Below are 22,085 nucleotides of genomic sequence, written 5' to 3'. Positions count from 1 at the left end.
CGTTGTCCACCATTAGTCAGATATTACAGCTCATTCTCTAGTTAGACGCGATCGCACCCGCAACTTTCTACAGTGAAAAGCGAGAGGACAGCAATCTGAGTCCACCTTAAAATTAGCCGGATTTTCGGGTTCGCGGTTTTTCAGTTTAGCCCAAGTTGACATGGTGGACATGATCCAGCTATATTCAAACGCCGCTTTTTTATTAGTTTAATCCTCACCTTACCCATCCTCTACTTCTCATTCCAATTTCAACAATGGTTCGGTTACTCAGCGATTGAGTTTCCGGGGGCAAATTGGATTAATCCAGTTTTAGGTATTATCATTATCATCCTAAATTGGCTTAACGTTTAACCGTTACCGTGAAAATTAAAATTAGTTGTAAAATCTAGAGAACTACCATGAATAATAACGAAATACTCCATCGCTCATCCGTCAACACCAACAACGTTGAAACCCAGGATTCACAAACGATTTCCTCCCAACAAGTGGCGTTGAATGACATCGCCGTTAATGAACCCCAAGCATCTCAAGACGGAGTGGGACTACTCTTTACGAGTTTAGGTATTTTGGGAATAGGATTAATTGCTATTCTCAAGCTCAAGAGTTCAAAGGAGAGGAAACCGTTTAATTTTAGCTTGCCTCTATTCAAGTACCATCCCCAATTTCCCTGTACTAAATGCAGATTTTTTAACAAAAAGTCTGACAAAAAGTGTGTTGTACATCCCTATAAAGTTCTCATCATCCAAGCTAAAAATTGTTCTGACTATTGGGCGCGTGATAGTAAAACGTTTTTCCAATAACCTGTAGGATGCCGATAGAGGGGAACACGTCAGTTTTGCACAAAATGTTCTGGTAGGTTGGGTTGAGGAACGAAACCCAACAGGCTAACGATGGCGTTGGGTAACGCTTGCGCTCTACCCAACCTACTCTCGTTGACATGCTCCCCGATAGAGTCCCTAGTTTGCCGCCTAAAAAGCTGAACCAATATCAGTAGGGGAAAGTCATAACTTGCCCCTACTGCGCTTAGCTTAACGGTAGTAGATAGAATCAAGAATCATCCGATAGTTAGATGTAATGCCTTAACCCCTTCTTTATGGTAATTTACAGAGCTTGAAGCCGTTTCAATTCATCTAGCTATTGATGGATTTTCTCAATAAGCTAATTTCTTGAAATCAAGTTAATTCGTTGGAATAAGACCCTAACAATCAAAAAAAGATCAAATCAGTTAAGTATCATGAACAACGCAAGCTTTTGGCAAATGTATAGTGAGGCAGTGTTAACCTCACTGGGCTTTTTCTGGAAAGCGTTATGGGCGTTCATCTTGGGTTATGTCATTAGCAGCGCTATCCAGGTTTTTGTGACCCGCGAACGTATGCAACAGACAATGGGTGAAGCGGGAAAAGGTAGCGTCGCCTTGGGAACATTTTTCGGGTTTATTTCTAGTTCCTGTAGTTTCGCTGCCCTAGCGACAACGAAATCCTTATTTAAAAAAGGAGCCGGGTTTGTTCCTTCCCTGGCTTTCTTACTCGCTTCAACCAATTTGGTAATTGAGTTAGGATTTATCATCGCCGTCTTCCTCGGTTGGCAGTTCGTCGTCGGCGAGTATTTGGGCGGACTTCTGCTGATTATTTCGACGTGGTTAATTGTGCGTTTTACTCGCCCCACCAAGCTAATTAGAAAGGTACGCAAACGACTGCGGGAACGGGAAGATGAAGGCGAGCAAAAGGATGGAGAAGATCCTCCCGACTGGAAAGAGAAGATTCAAACTAAACAGGGATGGAAACAGGTTGCCCGGAAATATTTCATGGAATGGAAGATGGTTTGGAAAGATGTAACCATCGGGTTTACCGTGGCGGGGGCTATTGCTGTATTTGTGCCGCGATCGTTTTTTCAGTTCCTGTTTATTGGTTCGGGACAAGATGGGAATCCGGGATTTTTGGCGATTCTAGAAAATACTATTGTTGGACCGGTGGCGGCGTTTTTTACGTTTATCGGTTCCATGGGGAATATTCCTTTGGCTTCGGTTCTCTATGCCAATGGGGTGAGTTTTGCTGGGGTTATCGCGTTTATCTTTAGTGATTTAGTTGTGTTCCCGGTGATTCGGATTAATGCCAAATACTACGGCTGGAAAATGGCATCCTATATCCTGGCTGTCTTTTTAGCCGCATTGGTGGTGACAGCAATTGTCATGCACTATGGCTTTTCCCTATTGGGGCTTTTGCCACAAAGTACTGGGCAGAGTCAAGCCCAGGCGCAGCGTTTCGCCATTGACTATACATTCTGGCTGAATCTTGCCTTTCTCGCTGTCACCGGGGTTCTGGCTTGGCTGCGTTGGGGTGGCAAAAAGGATCACAAGGGTGGGATGCATCACGGTGGTGGTAACAAAGGTATCATTGAGCGGGTGCTGTTTTGGCTGGCGATTGTCTCCTATATTTGGTTAGCTGGGGGTTTGATTGCTACGGTTATCCGGTAAATTTTTGGTAAGGATTCAGGTCTATGTGGAGGTGACTTTGTGGCTAGGATTACTACACTGATGTTCTAGTAACCTGAATCCTTACAGTTTACTTAAGAACAATGTATATAATTGTTCTTAAGTAATACCCACTTGACAATTAACGACAATTATTCGTATTCTAAAGTGCCGTCAATATTAGCAATGTGTTCATCTAAAGAGATGTCTGATTGTGAGTAAGTTATTCCATCTACTTTTTCACATTGAGCAGCGAGGAGGAATTCTCGGCTGCTGAGTAGCTGCGCTAGACCTATATCTTGGCAGGTTTGGGAAAAGTTGGAATCACCCCAAGATAATACTCCATCCAAATTACCGATGTAATCATCTAATTTAATAGAGGTTGTCCGATAATACCCATTCCTTGTTTCACATTCGGCTGAAAGCGTTGAACCATTGATGGTTATATTTTCACAAGTTTGACTAAATTGACCCGTAGCCAAAGCCTTATTTACGACAACGTTAAAGGTCAGAACCAAAGCACATAAAAATGCCAAAGCCACTTTGATCAGTTGGAATGATCTCTTCATCTAAGATTCACCTCAAGTACAAAATTGGACTATCGAAATTTCCCCTAACCTTGCTATCACAAAAGCAAGAGGATCAAGTCGATATGTTGATCTTGCCACTTAGGTTCACAGCCTTATAGATTTTTTATAAAATCTTTACATTGTGGGACATAACCGTCCCTAAGTAGTCAGAGACAAACCCAGACTCTTTGGGGGTAACTAATTGAGTGTTTTCTAAGGGTATTGTGATCATTGAGGTTTTGCTGTTATCGGAGAATGTCAGGAAGCCATGTTCGCCTTCTGTCTTTTTCCAATCAAGATAAACAGAAAAATTCTTCACCGATGGAAGGATGAATCCCAATCGTATGATTAAAATCTGCCTTAGTCACCCCAGCGTTAATGGCTAAAGCAATCATCTGAATAATCTCAGAAGCACAGTCTCCTACCATCTGAGCACCTAAAACCTGATCTGAGTTGACATCAACTACTAGCTTCAGTAGTGTTTTTTCCGGTGATTCTGCCCTCATATCTAAAAGGGATTGGAATGTTTTTTGATAACAACGCACCGATTCGCCCAACTGCGCTTGTGCTTGGGCTTGAGTTAACCCGACGGTAGCGGCTTCAGGTTGGGAAGAAACAACGTAGGGAACATAGTCATAATCGACAACGTGAGGATGATCACCAAATTCTGTCTGGGCGAAAGCTCGACCCGCCGCGATCGCAACTGGGGTAAATGGGGGTCTAGCGGTACAATCACCTACAGCGAAAATATTAGCTTGACTGGTACGGCTGTACTCATCAACCGCGATCGCTCCCTGCTTGACTTCAACCCCAGCTTTCTCTAAACCCAATCCATCCCAGTTGGGAATGCGATCGGTAATCCAGACAACTGTTTCTACTTCTACGGGTTCACTGTTACCCAATAACCTTAAATTCAGACAATCTTGCACTCGTTCAATTTTCTCAACCTGGCTATTGGTGCAAATTCTAATTCCCAACCGAGTCATCTCGTCTTGAACCGTTGTCCGCAAATCCTGATCACAACCGGGCAATATTTTATCTTCGGATATGACTAGAGTAACTTTTGAGATCAACCCATTCATAATCCCCGCCAGTTTCACAGCAATATAGTTACTGCCAATAATAGCCAGATGTTTGGGTTGATGCTTAAGTTCGAGAAATTTCCGGGTTGTAATCGCATATTCAATTCCGGGAACCTGGGGTTTTATTGCTTTTCGACCAACCGCAATCAAAATATGCTTCGCCTTGTACGGATGTCCATCAATATCTACCGTGTGAGCATCTAAAAATTTAGCATATCCTTTTAGTAATTCAACGCCAGCTTTTTCCAGCTTTTGGGTATGCTTTTGGCACAAATGCTGAATGTCGCGGTTTCTGGCTTCCATAAATTGACACCAATCAAAGTTCCTCGAAACATGACCCCATCCATATTCATCCGCCCGTTCAAACACCTTGGAGAAACCAGCCGCATAAGTCATTAGTTTTTCGGGGATACAACCATGTACCACACAAGTCCCACCGACTTGATCTTGCTCCGCGATCGCCACCCGGACGCCATATCCTGCCGCGCTTTCAGCCGCCGCTAAACCACCGGGTCCGGCGCCAATAACCAAAAGTTCGTAATCCCAGTCCATAACAAAACCTTGTCAAAAAATACAATAGCTATCTTTCAGTAAAGCATTTTATTGCTCAGTAAACTAAATGCTAACCTTGCCGAGAGTAATCCAGTAAAGTATAGACGAATACTTCGAGAATTTACACAAATTAATAATTTATACTTCTTTAGGTAGATTGAATCTCATCGACAGTCTCATAGGATGAAATCGAGGTGGTCAATCCATCGATTTTACAAAAAAAGTTCAATAACAAAAGGTAAAATTATGGCAATACAAGAGCTGACGTTACACCAAGTTAACTCAGAGCTACAGAAGTGCATCCAAGACTGTCTAGATTGTGGCAGTATTTGCCTGAATACAATTACCTATTGTATTCAAAAGGGGGGACAGCACGCTACAGCTAATCATATTAAGCAAATGATGGACTGTGCTGAAATCTGCCAAACGAGTGCCAACTTTATGCTTCGTGGCTCGAACTTCGACACCCGTACCTGTGCAGTTTGTGCCGAGATATGCGATCAGTGCGCTCAGAGTTGTGAACAGTTTGATGATGACGATCAGATGCAAGCTTGCGCTCAGATGTGCCGTCGTTGCGCTGAATCCTGTCGGCAAATGTCTACAGTGGCAGTGTAATTAAAATCTGTCGGTAGATCGACTTTGCCATCATGCTCCACTCAGAGGAAAGCTTCGGTTTTCCTCTGAAAAAGGATAGCTATTTAAAACTTTAATATTTATATAAACTTAAAATTTACTTGTAATTACAACCGGAAAACGACAAAGACAAAAACTATGTTCTTGAGCTGGACTCACATCCATCTAATTTTAAACCATTTTCCAATTATCGGAGCTATATTTGGTTTACTATTACTAATTTATGCCCTAGCCAAAGATAGTGAAGATTTGAAAAAAGCAAGTTATTGGTGCTTTTTTATCATTGCCCTAATTACGATCCCCGTTTTTTGGGCAGGGATACAAGCGGAAGAAGTGGTTAGCGCTCTTCCTCAAGTTCCCCATTCGTTGATTCACGCCCATAGAAACATTGCCGAGCAAGCTCTCATTGCTTTAGAGATATTAGGAGTAATCAGCTTATTTGGCTTGTTTCGAGGGACAAAGAACACTCCCTCTTGGTTTCCCATAACCTTGTTAGTCGTGGCAGTTATTGCTACAGGTTTGGTGTCATGGACGGGACTTCAGGGAGGAATAATTAGACACACAGAAGTTCGCTCACAATTGCAATTTTTACTCCCCAATGATGCTACAGAATCGGGCGATCATCATCAAGGGTCAGAAACTGAACATGGACACCAAGACGATTCAGGACATTCTCATGAATAGGATTCAGTCTAGAGTATTTTTAACTCAATTTATTCCAAGTTTTGCCCTCATCCTGAGACTGAAAAACCTGATTCTGATCGTTGACAGCGTAAATAATTTCGGGATGGTTGGGAGCAATCGCCAGATGTAAAATAGTCCCCTCTATCCCTTCACCGACAAGTTCCCAGGTTTTACCTCGATCAGTACTGCGAAAAATACCCGGCGAGTCAGACGCCAAACGATAGCCATACATTACCGTTTGCTCCCCTTCTGATTTCAGCGTCAATCCGGCAACTGGGGCATTTTTCGTATTCGGTAAAACCATCCAATTCTTTCCCCCATCGATACTTTCAAATAATCCATTGCGGGTAGTAGCAAAAACATGATCGGGGTGATTGGGATCAACGGCTAAACCAAAAGGCGCACCCCTTAATCCAATTGGTTGCACTTCCTGCCACGTTTTGCCGTTATCGGAGGATGTGAGGAAGCCGTGTTCGCCTTGTTTTCCGGATGCTGCCCAAGCATACATTACATCAGGATTACTCGGCGCGATCGCTAAAGCATGGAAATCGACACCAGGGAGCGATCGCAACTGCCAATCTTGCCCTTTGTTTTCACTGACGATGAAGCCTAAATTTCCTCCTTCAGGAGGATGACCACTGGCGTAAAAGCGCTGATTATCTGTAGGATGTGGGGCAAAACTCATCAAATCAGACCGATCAGTTCCCACTTGTAGCCATTTACCATCCTCAGCACGCTGTAATAACCCGTGATGCGTCGCTAGATACAGAATCTCTGGATTATCTGGATCAATCGCCATACCATGAATATGAGTTTTTTCTCGCCAGTTATCCGAGGCTGGAGTGAGAGTCACCTGTGCTGGCTTAGGGGTAGTAATGGCGGTTTCTGTGGGCGTTGGCTGACTCGTTGTGGGATTATCTGGAGGAGAAGCACAACTGATTAAGGTAAGACTAACCAACCCACAAAGCCAAATATGATTAAGTTTACGGTTCATTGATAATAGCCCTCGCTATATTTGAGACAGTAAAGAAGGGGATGAGACAAAATAATCGTCTATCCAAACAGTTCTAATTTGACAAACTAAAATGAAATTAAGATGAAATTTGTCTACCCGCCCCTACAGTTCTAATCCCCTAAATTAGCTGTGCCACGCCACTACAATCGACAGACGTTCCGCCGGCACGTCTCTACTTCTTTTAGATGCTAACTGTGGTTACACTGATTGATACCAAGTTGCAGTCTAAGGTAGAATCTGTCATGCTGAGCAAAACGCAGTGAAACGGAGTGACGCGAAGCATCTGCCCAGATTCTTCGCTTCGCTCAGAATGACATGATAGAACGCAACTTGGTATGACACTCTAAGAGTGTCACTTCCCAAACCAATCGAGGTTGAGCATAGCCAAGTAAGTAGGTTCGGGCTTGCTCTAATTGGTGAATGATCTGGGTATGGGATTGGTGTTGCCAGTAGCTATGCTGTAAATAGTCCACTAACCACAATTGGGCTTGGGGATCAAGGGTTTTATCAATTTCCTTGGCAAGTTCTAGCGCCATGCGGGATGAGTTGGGCAATTGGTTCAGCTTTGCCAGTAATTCTGGGGGAATGGCTTGGAGTTGTTCAAACGCCGCGATCGCTTCTCCGGGACTTCCTTGGGCAATGGCTAGTATAGAGGGTTCTTGGAGAATCTGCTCATAACCCGTTTGCTGTAGCACCTGTGCCATGTCGTCTTGTGCTAATCGATAAAAGGGAATCCGTTGACAACGGGACACTAAGGTGGGTAATAAGGCATCTGGACTGGGAGCAATTAAAATTAATGTGGCGTTTCCGGGTTCTTCTAGCGTCTTGAGCAAGCCATTTGCGGCTGATTCTGCCATGGTTTCCGTCTGTTCGAGCACCACAATTTGACGAGAGGCTTCTAGGGGAGAACGTCCTAAAAACTGGCTAATTTCTCGAATTTGTTCCAGGCGGATTTGGGGGGGCGTTTTGCGCTTGAGTCCTTTTTCTGCCGCTTCTTTGGCGGATAGGCGAATGCCATTGTGCAGATAGGTTGGTTCAACCCAGAGGAGATCCGGATGGTTCCACTGTTGTAGGCGTTTCTTGACTAATGGTTGCTTCTGGGGTGGGATATCTTGACAAAACAACCGTTCAATGAACCAACGGGCGACCAGACTCCGCCCTACTCCAGGAGAACCGGCAAACAGATAAGCTGGGGCGATGCGGTTGGCTGTAATTGCCCCTTCTAATAGTGCGATCGCTTGTTTTTGTGCAACTATGGTCATTTGTTCGTCTTATGTTCGTCTTATTTCTTATGTCAAACATCTATGACATACTTCTGCCGAATTCGTTGACGCAAAACCGTCTGAATGTCTAGTTGTACGGCGTCAGGGCTTTGATTGGCGTCAATCCTGACAATTCGCTGGGGATACTGGGAGGCTAATTGGGCAAAACCCTGCTGTACTCGCTGGTGAAAGGTTAACTCCGCTTGTTCCATGCGATCAGCGACTCCCCGTTCTCTAGCTCGCTGTAAACCAATTGTGACATCAACATCTAACCACAAGGTCAAATCGCTTTCTAGTCCTCCTGTGGCGATGTGGTTGATTTGCTCAATCAGGGCTAGGTCAATCCCTCGTCCATACCCCTGATAGGCAATCGTCGAGTCGGTGTAGCGATCGCACAAAATAATCGCCCCGGCGGTGAGCTGAGGCTGTAACAATTCTTCAACATGCTGCGATCGATCAGCGGCATAGAGTAGGAGTTCAGTGCGGTGTTGTATGGATGAGGAGTTTTCTTGGAGTAAGAGTTGACGTAGTTTTATGCCTAGGGTGGTTCCTCCGGGTTCTCGGGTGATGATCACAGGTGGCTGCTTACCACAATTACCCAGGGTGTCTAATACGCCACTGGTGAGGAACCAATGCCGCGATCGCTGGATCTGGGTGGTTTTGCCGCTACCTTCGACCCCCTCAAACACGATCAGCATTTCCCCTTCTCCACCCCTAATCTGATTTATTGATCATCTTATCCGGATCAGCCGCTAAGATACTGGTAGCTGATAAACAACTGAGCATCAGTTTATTTTTTTTAGCCTTCTGCTCATGAGCCTTAACAGAGGTTCGATATGATAAGAAGGTCTAGCTATCTGACGCCTAGGGTTAAATATGGCTCGCTACACTTGTTCATTTACGGTTGCAGTTTCTCCCGATCACCTTCAGCCATCGTTGATTGAGGTTTTACAATCCTGCGATTTTGACATTATCTATGATACGGGAGACTATATCATGGCACGGGAGATTCCCGGTCATGTTGCCTTTGCCAAACTCGTGACAGTGGAGGTTTTGATTGACAAATCGATGGCTACCGATCAGGAAATTCGCATGAATTTCGTGATCAAAAATGAAGAGTTACCTTTACAGGTAGACAACCACTGCCACGATAAGTTTTATGAAGTTCAAGAGGCGGTTGCCCAAAACCGCCATTGGCAACTCTTAGAAAGTGTTGCTGGATAAATCCCGACTTACCCTGTAGTCAGATTTTGTTTTCCTTTATTCCATGGTTGGGTTTGTTTCGTTTCCTTTCGTTTCAATCCCCTGGTTTCAATCCTCTGGACTTCCCTGATCAAAGTTGGGCTAATAATCAGGGTGTCCAGTCATCGGGATCTCCCCCCATCATATTGGGGCTAATCAGGGTGATGTCAAACTCATCAGGAGGTCCAGTGGGAACAGAGTCTCGTTTGAGTATGTAATATTTGGCACTAACTTGAGGACCGAAGACGACTTCGTCCTCATCTTCAAGATCATGGGCTGGAAGTTTACGACCGTTAATTACCAGTCCATTGGCGCTGGTTTTCCCTTTGAGGTTACCATCGACAATACGGTAGTAGAAACTGCCGTCCTCCCGTTCTCGCCGCACTAAAGTAGCGTGTCGGCGAGACACAAATTGTGAGAACAGACGAATATCCACATCCGGATCTCTGCCTATGGAATAAACGGGTTCCTCCAAGGTATATTCCTTGCGCCCTTTTTCGTCTTCAATAATTAACAGATGGTTTGAACAGGATTTTGCAGGCATTGAACATCGAAAAATAGGGATAGAGAGTGCAGTTCATTCACTGTCGCTGTGTCTATGCTTTCTTACATTAGCAAACTGCTTAATCATTTTCTTTAACGGATCAAGAAGAAACGACCTAAATTGCCGACCTCCAATTTGGTCTTCCCCCATTCAATCATCATAAGCATTAATGCAGATAATGGCACAGACTCCAATGTTACAATTTTGTGACATCCTTTGGCACTGACCCCTCTATGTTTATCTTAATAGCTGCGTTACAATCCCGGTCGAGAAGACCCCACAAGCCGGCTGTGAATTCATATTGATAAAACTTTCTCAATGTGGCTATCACAACAATAGCTTGCTCTGGTTTTTATGATGGGGTGTACGGGCGAAGCCTTTACGGAGACAGGATAGCAATAAGTTGCATAACTATGGTGCTTAAACGCTTCGCCCCTTCGCTGCTTTGTTAGCGAGATTTGAAAAGCATCACCTAAGCACTACCATTACTTCGTATTCTACTACATTGGCAAGGGTAATTTATGGGAACGGGCAACGGGGAACAGTGCCAAACGTTCTTGTCGGTTTGGTTGGGAACGAAACCCAACGCAAGGGGGTGAGCCTGTTGGGTAAAGCTTACGCTCTACCCAACGGACAAAGGGGACATGCTCTCTACTGGTGAATCACCCCGGTGGAGTTCCAACCCCGACGCAATAGCAAAGAGTTACTGACGACAGTGACTGAACTAAATGCCATCAAGGCGCCCGCTACAGCCGGATTGAGAGCGATACCAAATCCAGGTAAGAGTACACCTGCCGCTACGGGAATACCCAAAGTGTTATATCCTAGAGCCCAGAAAAGATTTTGGCGAATTTTGTTAAAGGTAGCGCGAGACAGTTTAATGGCTTTGACAATATCCATCAAGCCGCCAGCTTGGGGACTGGTAGCGCTAGGTTGCATGAGAATAATTCCCGCCGTTTCCCGGGCAACATCTGTTCCCGCTTGCAGGGCGATACCAACATCAGCTTGGGCTAAGGCTGGACCATCGTTAATTCCATCTCCAACCATGGCGATGCAGTTTCCCTGGGCTTGCAATTGTGCTATAGCGGCAGCTTTCCCATCGGGACGGATACCTGCCATAACATTGGCTGGATCAATGGCAAGCTGTTGTGCCACCCTTGTTGCGGCATCTAGTTGATCCCCGGTTAGCAGCATCACGCGCAGTCCCATCGCCTGTAGCTGTTCGACTGTTGTTTTAGCATCGGGTTTGGGTAAATCTGTTAAAGCGAGGAGTCCAGCCAATTCTCCATCCACGGCGATATACACCACGGTTTTACCCACAGCCGCTAAGTGTTGGGCTTGTGCTTGGGCGGTATCATTAATGGTCACACCTTGCTGACGTAACCAGTCTTCATTCCCCAGTAATACCCGTTGATTTTCGACGAGGGCAGATATTCCTAGTCCAGCTTCGGTATAAAAATCTTGGGCAGCCAATAGGGGGAGTTGTTGTTGTGCCGCCGCCGTACAAATCGCTTCTGCGAGGGGATGATTTGTGCCTCGTTCCGCTGCTGCGGCAAGTTGTAGAAGTGTTGAGTGTTGAGTTTTGAGTGGAGATTGGGATAATTTCTCCTGTACACCTCCTGTGTACTCCTCATCTGCCCATTCCCTAATAGACAGACAATCGGTTACAGTGGGTTTTCCTTGGGTTAGAGTACCTGTTTTGTCAAAGACAATGGTATCGAGGCGATGTACTCGTTCTAAAATGTCACCTCCTTTAATCAATAAGCCCCGTTCTGCCCCTAGGCTGGTGCCGACTAGAATTGCTGTCGGGGTGGCTAATCCCAAGGCACAGGGACAGGCAATCACTAATACCGCGATCGCTAATTTTAAGCTCAATAGTAACGGTGATATTGAATCACCCATCAGGGAGTCTCCTGCCTCTAACACCTGAGTCCAGATTTTTGTCCCAACCAGATCCCAAAACAGGAAGGTGAGGATGGCTATTGTCAATACTCCGTAGGTAAAATATCCGGCGACTGTATCCGCTAAATTCTGCACCGGTGCTTTGCGCGTTTGCGCCTCTTCCACTAGGGCGACAATTTGCGCTAAGGTGGTTTCCTGTCCAATGCGCGTCGCTTGAATCGCGATCGCACCCGATTGATTCAATGTGCCTGCCGTAACCAGATCTCCGGGTTGCTTGAGAACAGGTAAGGGTTCCCCCGTCAACATTGACTCATCTACCGACGACTGACCCGCCATCACTTCGCCATCAACGGGTATTTTTTCTCCCGGCAAAACGCGCAACCACTCGCCCACACGAACTTGTTCCACAGGAATTTCGATGCCCACTTCTGTGGCGGCGGGTGTGGATTTACCAATTAACCGGGCTACCTTGGGCTTCAATGCCAATAATGATTCATAAGCAGCTGATGCCTGACGCCTTGCCCGTTGTTCTAAGGTACGCCCTAGCAGGATAAAGCCGAGTAACATCACGGGTTCATCAAAGAAGCATTCCCAGCCTAATTCAGGCAAGAAGAATGCCGCACAGCTAGCTGCATAAGCCGCCAAGGTTCCCAGTCCCACCAAGGTGTTCATATTCGGGGTTTGATGCCGCAATCCGCGCCAGCCATCGCTGATAATAGGACGTCCAGGTCCAAGGAGTGCTAAGGTTGCCAGTCCCCAGTGAAACCAGATCGTGCTAAACACGGGTAGCATTGGTCCATTAAACCAATGACCGATATGTCCGATGGTCGAGAGAATGACTAGGACACCCGCAATTATTAATTGCCGCAGTTGTTCCTTTGCCTGTTGTTCATGGCGTTGAGTCGGGGTGAGGTGTTCTTGTGAGCTTTCTCCTGCTTGGGAATAACGGGGTTGAGACGGAAACCCTGTCGCGGTTAATTTTTCCGCTAGGGCGGCGGGATCAGCTTGACCGACTTCATACTCAACCACAGCCACTTCTGTCACCAAGTTGACCCGGGCAGCAATCACCCCAGGTTGCTGTTCTAGCTGTCGTTCCACCGCACTGACACAGCCTGCACATTTCATCCCCCCAACATCTAGCGTCATTTGCTCAACTGTTGGGGTGGGGATATCGACGGCTTTTTCTGGAGAAATTTGCATAGATGTTTTGGATACGGACTGGGGATGCCTGAAGGCTGAGATCTAGTAAATTCTCTTCAATGATAAGGATAATAAGGATAATTGGATCGTGGCTGAACCCATAATCATCATCAAATATTATGACGACTAATCCCGATAACCAACCAACGACTACCGCTCAAACGTTACCGAGTCCCTGGCGCTGCTTGGCTTCAGCCTTGATATCGGGTTCCTTCGCGATCGCCGGTTACTGGCTGACGACGACAATTGCTCAAACTTTGGCGAATAAACCTCTACCCTCTGGGAATGTGACGGCGATTAATATTGCGATCGCGGTTCGTACTTTAATTGTTGGTATCAGTACTCTCGCCACGGCTGTCTTTAGTCTCGTGGCTGTTGGTTTAGTCGCTTTAGCCATCCAATTGACGGTGCAACGTTTCACCCAACAGACAAAATGATACTATGTTCTGTGCAAAAAAGTAATGCCGTATGATTGACAAACTAATAAAAACATGCACTTTAATTTGAAGTGTGTTTTGTCGCAAATATAAGTCTGGTAATCCCAGCTAAATGCAAGTTCCTTTCTTTATTCCTAGAGAGGACTAATCCTGAGGGAATTCATACTCTTCTGGAATGTCCATTTTGTTAGAGGTCATCCGTACTGCTTGCACATTGTCAACCAAAAATTTCAGAGATCTTAGAATAATCTGATCAAGCTCCTCAGGAACTTCATCTTTGTTGGAATACCGTGAAGCTAGGGATAAGATTAGCTCAGCACAGCTTTGGTTGGTATTAGCCTCGTGAAATACCAGTGTTTGCCATTCATCCAGCACGGCTAGGATACGTCCTTTTTCAGACAATATCTCTATCTGCCCGTTGTTGTACCATCTCCACGGCGCACAGCGCACGAAATACATACTCATCCATGGGTGTTCAATGAGCTTGATAGGGTTTTGGTTAAATCCCATATCTGTGTTGGTGTTCATAATTTCTTAAAGTGGGTAATTTTCAACTTGTCGTCGCCGCCCTTTTTGACACCGATCTCGCACAGCGTAGCTACGCCGTCAATCGTTAATGCTACTGGTTGATTTTTTGCTAAGCCACTAGGAGGATCGCCGGTTTTTTCGTATTGATATATAACCACTTTCGCTTGGATGTCGTAGCGTTGTGATTTAGCGCCAGATTGCTCTGTAAAGTTATAAGCATTAGCGTCTACGGCATTAGTTAATACCTGTTTGGATAAAACAAATGTACTGTCACCGTAATTGGCTTGGGCTTGGGCTGGTTGAGCGGCTTGGGCTACTACGTGCTTTTGAGCCGTTGTCGAACTTACCTCCGACTGCTTTTTCTGTCCCCGAACTTGCATTCGCTGCATCACCCCACCCCCATTTTGCTGCACCGTCACTGTATCTGGTTTGGTTTGAGCAGCCTTCTCCTCTGTCATCTCCTGGCGCTGCACCCCAGCACCTGTGGATGTCATTGGGTTCGGCGAATGAATCTGCTCTACCACCTGAGCCGCTACTTGATCAGCTTCGTGTTCATACTTATCATTCGGTTGCCCAATCGTTAACTTGGGCTGAACAGGTACTGTTGGTTGATTTGACTGTGTTGTTTCAGGATTCCGAGTGGGGATATCAATCAAGTTTGACATCCCTTTTGCCCGTTCCTTCCGTTGCGCCCAGAAATCGGTCATTTTGGCTTGCAACACACCCAATCGTTCCTGCTCTAGAGGCGTAATCTTGCCATTCTTTTCCTTAAGCTGGAGTCCAAAAGCCTCATATTTTTTCTGGTTAAACGCTGCGTTCTCTATGTCCTGTTGGGTAAGTGGTTCTTGAGTATCCTGTTTCCCTTGGACAGTAAAAGGGCGTGGAGTAAACAGAGAGCTTTTTTTTTGGGTTGGGGGATTCCAGAAGGAGAATTTGTTGATTTTTTGATACTCCATAATTAATCCTTACCTAGATAAAAATTTAAGTTTTGTGTAGTGATGCCCCATTAACCATTCTTCACCGCCCAATTATAACCTAGACTCCGCACTTCAGTGAAGTAATAGCCAACCCAGACGAAGGTATAATCCCAGGCAACGCCTGAATACACAATTTAAATGCGTTTTAGCTTAACCCCTTTTGCGCCAACCACTCCCGATTGTAAAGTCGCGATTGATAACGCGAACCGCTATCACAAAGCACCGTCACAATCGTGTGTCCCGGTCCCATTTCTTTGGCTAAAGCTACGGCTGCACCGACATTAATTCCTACAGAACCGCCCATAAACAAACCATCCTTTTCCAGCAGTTGATAAATCACCCGCACGGCTTCTTTGTCATCAATTTGAATGGCATCATCAATGGGAACCCCTTGCATATTGGCGGTAATTCTGCTGTTACCAATCCCTTCCGTAATCGAATTCCCCTCTGTAGTAATTTCCCCCGTCTTCACGTAACTGTACAACCCACTCCCCATGGGGTCAGCCACAATCGATTTAATTTGGGGATTTTTTTCTTTTAGGAACAGGGAAACCCCAGCGAATGTCCCCCCTGTCCCTGTCGCCGCCACCCAAGCATCAACTTTACCGTTGGTTTGTTGCCAAATTTCGGGTCCTGTGGTTTCGTAATGTGCCTGTCGATTGGCTAAATTATCAAACTGATTTGCCCAAATCGCATTCTCCGTTTCTTCGGCAATTCGTCCCGATAGCTTAACGTAATTATTGGGGTCTTTATAGGGTACAGCCGGAACTGGACGCACTTCGGCACCTAGCGTCCTCAAAGCATCCATTTTCTCTTGGGATTGAGTTTCAGGAATGATAATTAGGCACTTATATCCCTTAGCATTACAAATATGCGCTAAACCAATACCCGTATTACCAGCCGTTCCCTCAACAACTGTACCACCGGGCTTGAGTAAACCTTTTTCTTCAGCATCTTGAATAATATAGAGGGCGGCGCGGTCTTTGACAGAACCGCCAGGATTAAGAAACTCAGCTTTTCCCAAGATTTCGCAGCCTGTTTCTTCGCTGAAGCTATTTAACCGAATTAGAGGTGTATTCCCTACTGTGCCGACAAAGCCGTCTTTAATATCCATTTGCTCAATTGAGTATTCTGCTCTAATTTTTAAGTTGACATCTCTCCCGGTTGGAAATATAGGGTAATGTAAAGTTTTATGTAGGGGCGGGTTTCACTGTTATGGTTTATTACCTTACCCAGATGTAACTCGCGCCCGCCCCGATCAAGTGCAAGAATTAATTCCCCTATCTTCCCTATCTTCCCTATTTTTCCCTGTTCACCGAGAAGGGCGGGCGCGAGTCAAGTTATTGGTTTGTGCCAAAACGTTATCAGTAAAACCCGCCCCTACAGGAGAAACTCCCCCTACTAAAAGACGTAGCATGCTACACACCCCATCTCCGAGAGGTTCCCCACCTTATGTCTCTACTTGTTGGGTTGAGGGGTCATCCGCAGGTAAGGCTTGACTTCGGTGTAACCTTTGGGGAATTTTTCTTTTAAGACTTCGGGATCTTTGAGAGAGGGGACAATCACACAGTCATCCCCATCTTTCCAATTCACGGGGGTTGCCACCTGATGGTGATCCGTTAGCTGTAGGGAGTCAATCACCCGCAAGATTTCGTCAAAGTTGCGCCCAGTGCTGGGAGGATAGGTGATAGTCAGGCGCAGTTTTTTCTGGGGATCAATGACGAAGACTGTGCGTACCGTAACACTAGCATTGGCGTTGGGATGAATCATGTCATACAGATCAGACACTTTTTTATCAGCATCTGCCAATACTGGGTAGTTTACTGTAGTATTCTGGGTTTCGTTAATGTCTTGAATCCAACCCTGATGAGAATCCGCATCGTCAACACTCAAGGCGATGACTTTAGCATTGCGCTTGTCGAATTCGGGTTTGAGCTTGGCAACCTCGCCTAACTCTGTGGTGCAAACGGGTGTATAGTCAGCTGGGTGGGAGAATAACACTACCCAGCTATCCCCAGCCCAGTCATAAAAGTTGATTTCGCCTTCACTGGAGGATTGAGTGAAGTTGGGGACAGTATCGCCTAATCGCAGAGCCATAGCTAATTTCCTGATCTTTTCGTCAAAAGAGACAATTTTCAATCATCTCACAAAAACCCGATTTTCCGGTAGAGTTTTAGCTTTTTTCATAATTCTGGGGGGATGAGCGCCTAAACTCTTGAGGTAGAGCCAGATAAGATGAGAGGATAGACAACAAAAGTTAAAGTAATCGAAGAGGGGCAGTTCTGTCTTGGTCTTCAATGTGTCTGAGTAAGGAGGAGAGTTAATGAAACGATTGGTTGGTGTATTAGTGGTATGGGGACTGTTAGTGGGCTGCTGGGGATGGTTGGGTTTCTCCCAAAACGCGATCGCAGCACCAATGTCCTGGACTCAGGGTGTGTCTTTGAGTAACGCGATCGAGAATGGATCACCGATGTTACTTGCCGAGACGACTCTACGCAATCCAGCCGATGCCAAACTGGAAACGGAGTTTGGTCAAAAGATTGATTTGAACAATACTCATATCCGAGCGTTTAGGCAGTATCGGGGGATGTTCCCGACGCTAGCGGCATTAATTATTCAGAATGCCCCCTACGACAATGTAGAGGAAGTGCTTGAGATTCCAGGATTGACTGAGCGGCAAAAACAGATCCTAAAAGATAACCTGGACAATTTTGCTGTGACTGAGACAGCGGACGTTTACAACGAAGGTGACGATCGCTTTAACCCTGGGGTCTACTAAACTCGGATAATTCAGAAAATTCCTAGTTCAACCCACTCCTGTTGGGGGTGGGTTATTTTTTACACATAAAGGCAGATGGTAGATGGTACAGGGATGACAACCTGTCCGGTGTAGAGACGCGCCATGGCGCGTCTCTACATTGCCCTTGGGGTGATGAAGATTCCCACGTCTGCTAAAGTATTTGACTATATTTGGACTAACTATGATTTCTGTTCCCGACAATTCTCAATCGCAGCCACTCCATCAACCGACCCAGTTTGATGTTGTCGTTGTAGGCGCTGGTGCGGCTGGACTTTATGCCGCCCTTTGTCTACCCGATACCTTAAATGTGGGACTGATTACCAAAGATACTCTATCCATCGGTGCCAGTGACTGGGCGCAGGGCGGTATTGCGGCGGCTATTGCTCCAGGAGATTCACCGACGTTGCATGTTGAGGATACACTTCGGGCAGGTGCAGGGCTTTGTGACGCTGATGCTGTCAAGTTTCTGGCTCAACAAGCGCCAGATCGGATTCGCTCGTTAGTGGAGATGGGGGTGACGTTTGATCGACGGGGGGAGCAGTTAGCCTTAACCTTAGAGGCGGCTCATTCTCGTCCCCGGGTTCTCCATGCAGCGGATACCACAGGGCGGGCGGTGGTGAGTACGCTGACTGCCTTAGTCTTGCGCCAAGCTAATATTACGGTGCTTGAGCAGGCGTTTGCCTTGTCTGTATGGCTCAATCCTGAGACGGGTCATTGTCAGGGTGTCCAACTCATGTATCAAGGTCAAATCAGTTGGATACGGGCGGGTGCGGTTGTTCTGGCTACGGGAGGCGGTGGTCAAGTTTTTGCCCAGACGACGAATCCCGATGTGAGTACCGGAGATGGAGTCGCGATCGCGTGGCGGGCGGGTGCGATTCTCAAAGACTTGGAATTTGTCCAATTTCATCCCACAGCTTTAACTAAACCGGGAGCGCCTCATTTTCTGATCAGCGAAGCGGTGCGGGGAGAAGGGGCGCATCTAGTGGATGATCAGGGACACCGTTTTGCTTTTGAGTATCATCCTGATGGCGAACTCGCGCCCAGAGATGTGGTGAGTCGGGCGATTTATAGTCATTTACAGAAAACTAAACCTGATCCAGCCTCGAGTCATGTCTATTTAGATTTGCGCCCCATTCCCGATGATCGCATTCGCCACCGATTTCCTAATATTATCCAGGTTTGTCAGCAATGGGGAATTGATGTATTTCGGGATATGATTCCCGTCACCCCCGCCGCCCATTATTGGATGGGGGGAATTGCTACAGATTTAATGACTTGTACCTCTATTCCTAATTTATATGCCGTGGGTGAAACGGCGAGTACGGGTGTTCACGGTGCCAACCGTCTAGCCAGTAATTCGTTATTGGAATGTATTGTATTTGGCGCTCAGTTGGGGGAATTAACACCCGATCAATCTGTCTTGCATCAGGAATCGGGTTCTCAGTCTCCTGTTTCTATTTCCCCATTAACCTTATCCGATGAAGCCACTAAAACGGATAAAATAGTTGCGATGCAAGATCAGTTAAAACGCTTAGTGTGGCAAAGTGCCGGGATTTCTCGATCCGCCCAGATGCTAGAGCGTGCGACAAAGCAGGTGGAAGTCTGGCAGTCTGAATTTGCTACATTGCCTTTAAGCCAACAGTTACGGGATTTAACGCCACAGAAAACGGTTCAACTTGATGTCCCCAATGCCGATTACCTGGTGCGAACTTGGGGAGAAACATCTAACTTATTAGATGTAGCTTACTTAATTTTGAAAAGCGCCCTGTTTCGGACAGAAAGTCGCGGCGGACATTACCGCTTAGATTATCCCCAACCTGATCCGAATTGGCAAATGCATACCCTTGTGCAAGGGGAGCGTTGGTGGAAAGGATAAAAGTCTTATGTTTATGTCATTTGTTTATGTCATTCATCATTCGTAGGGGCGAAGCATTTGGGACGCTATCTTATGATACTTATCCACAATGTTTTCCCCAAATGCTTCGCCCGACTCCGGTAATATCGTTTATGGATAAATTTTGAATTTGTTAAGGTGGGTTTAGTTACATCTGGGTAGGGTGCAAAATGATAATAATCAAACCATCCCCTATACAAAATACAAAAGGATAGGTACATGGTTAAGGTAGGATTTCTCGGTACAGGATTAATGGGACAACCATTAATGGGTCCCGTGGGAACCGCCGCCGCTACAAAGTTAGCCTTAAATCAATTAATTGCCGCCTTAACCGCCGGGTTTGCCCTCAGTTTGGGATTTGTGCAGCGTCAGGGGGTGGATGTAGACAAATTTATGGAACTGCTGCGAGACAGTGCGCTGTATGCACCAACATTTGATAAGAAGTTAAATCGGATGCAAGAGGGTAATTTTGCTGCTCCCAACTTCCCCCTAAAACATTTACTTAAAGATATTAATTTATTCCTGAGTGAAGCAAAAGCAGAAGGATTAGAGGCGAGTAGTTTGGCGGGTGTGCGCCAGGTGGTTGAGAAGGCGAAAGACGCCGGCTTAGCAGATGAAGATTACTCTTCTTTATATTTGGGGATTAACCAGACATTGAGTTGAATATCTACAGATGTTATTTTACGACTATCATTTTGTACCTCGCCCAGATGCAACTCAACCCGCCCCGATAATGCTCAATTTTCTCAAAAATAGCGTTCCGTTCCTGGAATATGACCAAAGATTCGTTCTGAATAGTCTTGAAGTTCTGCATTATCGATAAGTTTTTGGTATTGTGGCTCATCAGCAAAGACTTTCCATCGATTAAGAACATCCATTTCAGCCGCTTTCCCCCGAAATATAAGTCCGTCGAAAGAACTCCCACCACCTTGACCTTTTACATCATTAAAACCTGCATCATAAAAGTTTACATTAAGCTGCTTTGCTAATTGCTGGCGATAGTCCACATCGATAAACCACTGATTATAATTAACCACGATTTTATTATTTTTCAATAACTGCGTTTCCCCCAAGAATTCTTGAGCGTATGATATCCACAGTTCAACTAATGTTCTATCAGGATTTTTTGCTTTCATATATCCCTTTTTAAATCTGCTTGCCATCATATTGAAGGGATCTCTTAAGATAATTACGTCGTATTTGATTGCACTTTTGCCCAAGTACAGTTCACTCTTTTTCTCAAACTCATTGTCAGTAATTTGCTCAAGCGCATGATCTTCATAGCTATAGATTAAACAGTCTTTTTTTGTGAAATTACCTTTGGCTTCCTGCTTTAATTTTTCTTTGGGATAATGTTCATACAAGAAACGGTATGGATTCCTTTTTACTGGAATCTTGTTCAAATGCCATACTTCACCGTGATGTTGCTTTCTGATCCAGTTGATAATGGCATGATTTCCACTCCGTTTTAAGCCAATTACCCTAATTTCCTTTTGATTAACTATTTCTGACGGATTCACGTTGTTGGATAAGTGTCTCATGGTATCTTCGACAAGGTAACCCAAATTGCGTTTCACGCGGCGAAGCCTGTTCAGTGTGTTGTCCATCTGTATAGTAGAACGGTGAATCTAGCTGTGGCTGATCTATCTTAACAGACGCAAAGTTTAGTCTTTTGATTAATGGCAATGGAGAAGTTCTAGGGGAAAACTGTCTGTGATGGAGTTAAGTTAGTATTATTGCCTAGGTATATATTCCAAGTAGGTTTTTATAAGCTGAGCTTATAAAAAACAGAACAAGAATCAATAGCATATCTATTGCTTTTCTGTAAAGACCTTCGTTAAAGTTATAGACAACACAGAGAGAACAAACAGAGGAGAAAGATTCAGATGTACACCACAATCAACCAAGATGGACAACTGAACAACTACGCGATCGAAGCCCCTGTATATTATGCTGAATATCCCAATAGTGAGCAACAGCGTCGCTATGCTTTTCAAGGGGCGTGCGCTATTCTATTCGTCAATGTATTACTTCTGACAGCACTGGCTGCAAGCTAACGTTCACGCCTCATCAACCTGTCGTTAACAGAAAATTATCGTATCCCCAAACCATTACGGGTAGCACCAGCGAATAAAGTTTTTTAAGTCCTCCTAATGCCTGGGATTGGGGATAACGAAAAGCCTGGATTCGGCAGGAATAGAATAGAACCTCAGTGGTAAAATCCGCGACAGTAATAGTCGTGGATTATTACTTTTTTTTCGAGCAATTCCCGGAAAGCAAAGTGATATAAATCT

The 22,085-nt window shown here is 45.4% G+C and carries 23 protein-coding genes and 1 pseudogene; 11 read left to right on the top strand and 13 right to left on the bottom strand.

What is annotated here, in order from left to right; all coding sequences use genetic code 11:
• Positions 1–30: 30 nt before the first annotated feature.
• Positions 31–171, bottom strand: a complete 141-nt coding sequence (locus RIM23_RS21215; protein ID WP_446369065.1) for a hypothetical protein — start codon at positions 169–171, stop codon at positions 31–33.
• A 227-nt stretch (positions 172–398) separates the two neighbouring features.
• Here RIM23_RS21215 and RIM23_RS21210 point away from each other — a divergent pair, with 227 nt between their 5' ends.
• Together RIM23_RS21210 and RIM23_RS21205 are read left to right on the top strand one after the other, a co-directional pair.
• On the top strand, positions 399–800 hold the full coding sequence (locus tag RIM23_RS21210) for a hypothetical protein (protein WP_446369064.1): 402 nt from the start codon (positions 399–401) through the stop codon (positions 798–800).
• A 434-nt stretch (positions 801–1,234) separates the two neighbouring features.
• Complete coding sequence (locus tag RIM23_RS21205; RefSeq protein WP_446369063.1) at positions 1,235–2,473, top strand: permease; 1,239 nt, start codon at positions 1,235–1,237, stop codon at positions 2,471–2,473.
• A gap of 149 nt (positions 2,474–2,622) precedes the next feature.
• On the opposite strand, the gene RIM23_RS21200 is transcribed toward RIM23_RS21205, so the two are convergent.
• Both RIM23_RS21200 and gorA read right to left on the bottom strand, forming a co-directional pair.
• Entirely contained in the window at positions 2,623–3,039 is a 417-nt protein-coding gene (locus tag RIM23_RS21200; RefSeq protein WP_446359729.1) for a mannose-binding lectin, read from the bottom strand.
• 293 nt (positions 3,040–3,332) lie between these two features.
• Positions 3,333–4,673 carry a glutathione-disulfide reductase gene (gorA, locus tag RIM23_RS21195; protein WP_446369062.1) on the bottom strand — a complete coding sequence of 447 codons (1,341 nt, stop codon included), beginning with the start codon at positions 4,671–4,673 and terminating at the stop codon, positions 3,333–3,335.
• A gap of 246 nt (positions 4,674–4,919) precedes the next feature.
• Here gorA and RIM23_RS21190 point away from each other — a divergent pair, with 246 nt between their 5' ends.
• Both RIM23_RS21190 and RIM23_RS21185 read left to right on the top strand, forming a co-directional pair.
• Complete coding sequence (locus tag RIM23_RS21190) at positions 4,920–5,288, top strand: four-helix bundle copper-binding protein (RefSeq protein WP_446369061.1); 369 nt, start codon at positions 4,920–4,922, stop codon at positions 5,286–5,288.
• A gap of 156 nt (positions 5,289–5,444) precedes the next feature.
• Positions 5,445–5,990, top strand: a complete 546-nt coding sequence (locus tag RIM23_RS21185) for a hypothetical protein (protein WP_446369060.1) — start codon at positions 5,445–5,447, stop codon at positions 5,988–5,990.
• 19 nt (positions 5,991–6,009) lie between these two features.
• Here the strand turns inward: RIM23_RS21185 and RIM23_RS21180 are convergent, their stop codons facing one another.
• The 3 genes from RIM23_RS21180 to tmk form a co-directional block, all read right to left on the bottom strand.
• A complete protein-coding gene (locus tag RIM23_RS21180) occupies positions 6,010–6,984 on the bottom strand; it encodes a F510_1955 family glycosylhydrolase (RefSeq protein ID WP_446359733.1) in 975 nt (324 codons plus the stop codon).
• Positions 6,985–7,310: 326 nt separating this feature from the next.
• Positions 7,311–8,267, bottom strand: coding sequence for a DNA polymerase III subunit delta' (gene holB / locus RIM23_RS21175; protein ID WP_446369059.1), 957 nt, complete (start codon positions 8,265–8,267; stop codon positions 7,311–7,313).
• Between the two features lie 32 nt (positions 8,268–8,299).
• Positions 8,300–8,965 (bottom strand): dTMP kinase, encoded by a 666-nt coding sequence (gene tmk / locus RIM23_RS21170; protein ID WP_446369058.1) that lies wholly within the window; start codon positions 8,963–8,965, stop codon positions 8,300–8,302.
• A gap of 178 nt (positions 8,966–9,143) precedes the next feature.
• On the opposite strand from tmk, the gene RIM23_RS21165 reads away from it, so the two are divergent.
• Entirely contained in the window at positions 9,144–9,491 is a 348-nt protein-coding gene (locus RIM23_RS21165; RefSeq protein WP_006104062.1) for a hypothetical protein, read from the top strand.
• A gap of 127 nt (positions 9,492–9,618) precedes the next feature.
• Here the strand turns inward: RIM23_RS21165 and RIM23_RS21160 are convergent, their stop codons facing one another.
• On the bottom strand, positions 9,619–10,053 hold the full coding sequence (locus RIM23_RS21160) for an FHA domain-containing protein (protein ID WP_446338984.1): 435 nt from the start codon (positions 10,051–10,053) through the stop codon (positions 9,619–9,621).
• 651 nt (positions 10,054–10,704) lie between these two features.
• On the bottom strand, positions 10,705–13,155 hold the full coding sequence (locus tag RIM23_RS21155; RefSeq protein ID WP_446369057.1) for a heavy metal translocating P-type ATPase: 2,451 nt from the start codon (positions 13,153–13,155) through the stop codon (positions 10,705–10,707).
• Between the two features lie 119 nt (positions 13,156–13,274).
• On the opposite strand from RIM23_RS21155, the gene RIM23_RS21150 reads away from it, so the two are divergent.
• On the top strand, positions 13,275–13,592 hold the full coding sequence (locus RIM23_RS21150; protein ID WP_446369056.1) for a DUF3082 domain-containing protein: 318 nt from the start codon (positions 13,275–13,277) through the stop codon (positions 13,590–13,592).
• A gap of 144 nt (positions 13,593–13,736) precedes the next feature.
• On the opposite strand, the gene RIM23_RS21145 is transcribed toward RIM23_RS21150, so the two are convergent.
• From RIM23_RS21145 to RIM23_RS21130, 4 genes are all read right to left on the bottom strand, one after another.
• Entirely contained in the window at positions 13,737–14,120 is a 384-nt protein-coding gene (locus tag RIM23_RS21145) for a hypothetical protein (RefSeq protein WP_446369055.1), read from the bottom strand.
• The gene (locus RIM23_RS21140; protein ID WP_446369054.1) at positions 14,117–15,076 is read right to left on the bottom strand and encodes a hypothetical protein; all 960 of its coding nucleotides are present in this window, start codon (positions 15,074–15,076) and stop codon (positions 14,117–14,119) included. The genes RIM23_RS21145 and RIM23_RS21140 overlap by 4 nt, the downstream gene beginning before the upstream one ends.
• A 166-nt stretch (positions 15,077–15,242) precedes the next feature.
• Positions 15,243–16,211 carry a cysteine synthase A gene (locus RIM23_RS21135; RefSeq protein ID WP_446369053.1) on the bottom strand — a complete coding sequence of 323 codons (969 nt, stop codon included), beginning with the start codon at positions 16,209–16,211 and terminating at the stop codon, positions 15,243–15,245.
• Between the two features lie 344 nt (positions 16,212–16,555).
• Entirely contained in the window at positions 16,556–17,194 is a 639-nt protein-coding gene (locus tag RIM23_RS21130) for a peroxiredoxin (RefSeq protein WP_446356062.1), read from the bottom strand.
• 226 nt (positions 17,195–17,420) lie between these two features.
• Here RIM23_RS21130 and psbU point away from each other — a divergent pair, with 226 nt between their 5' ends.
• From psbU to RIM23_RS21110, 4 genes and pseudogenes are all read left to right on the top strand, one after another.
• Entirely contained in the window at positions 17,421–17,876 is a 456-nt protein-coding gene (gene psbU / locus RIM23_RS21125; RefSeq protein ID WP_446369052.1) for a photosystem II complex extrinsic protein PsbU, read from the top strand.
• Between the two features lie 123 nt (positions 17,877–17,999).
• Positions 18,000–18,137 (top strand): hypothetical protein, encoded by a 138-nt coding sequence (locus RIM23_RS21120; protein WP_446369051.1) that lies wholly within the window; start codon positions 18,000–18,002, stop codon positions 18,135–18,137.
• Positions 18,079–19,773, top strand: a complete 1,695-nt coding sequence (gene nadB / locus RIM23_RS21115; RefSeq protein WP_446369050.1) for an L-aspartate oxidase — start codon at positions 18,079–18,081, stop codon at positions 19,771–19,773. The genes RIM23_RS21120 and nadB overlap by 59 nt, the downstream gene beginning before the upstream one ends.
• Before the next feature lie 282 nt (positions 19,774–20,055).
• A pseudogene (locus tag RIM23_RS21110) lies at positions 20,056–20,454 on the top strand (NAD-binding protein); the annotation flags it as partial.
• A gap of 83 nt (positions 20,455–20,537) precedes the next feature.
• Here the strand turns inward: RIM23_RS21110 and RIM23_RS21105 are convergent.
• Positions 20,538–21,398, bottom strand: coding sequence for a hypothetical protein (locus RIM23_RS21105; RefSeq protein WP_446369049.1), 861 nt, complete (start codon positions 21,396–21,398; stop codon positions 20,538–20,540).
• Positions 21,399–21,677: 279 nt separating this feature from the next.
• Between RIM23_RS21105 and psb34 the strand changes: the two genes are divergently transcribed.
• Positions 21,678–21,848 carry a photosystem II assembly protein Psb34 gene (gene psb34, locus RIM23_RS21100; protein WP_446369048.1) on the top strand — a complete coding sequence of 57 codons (171 nt, stop codon included), beginning with the start codon at positions 21,678–21,680 and terminating at the stop codon, positions 21,846–21,848.
• The last annotated feature ends 237 nt before the right edge of the window (positions 21,849–22,085 follow it).

The sequence above is a fragment of the Coleofasciculus sp. G3-WIS-01 genome, assembly GCF_040223135.1.
Lineage (GTDB): Bacteria > Cyanobacteriota > Cyanobacteriia > Cyanobacteriales > Coleofasciculaceae > Coleofasciculus.
This window is presented reverse-complemented; position numbering and strand designations above follow the sequence as displayed.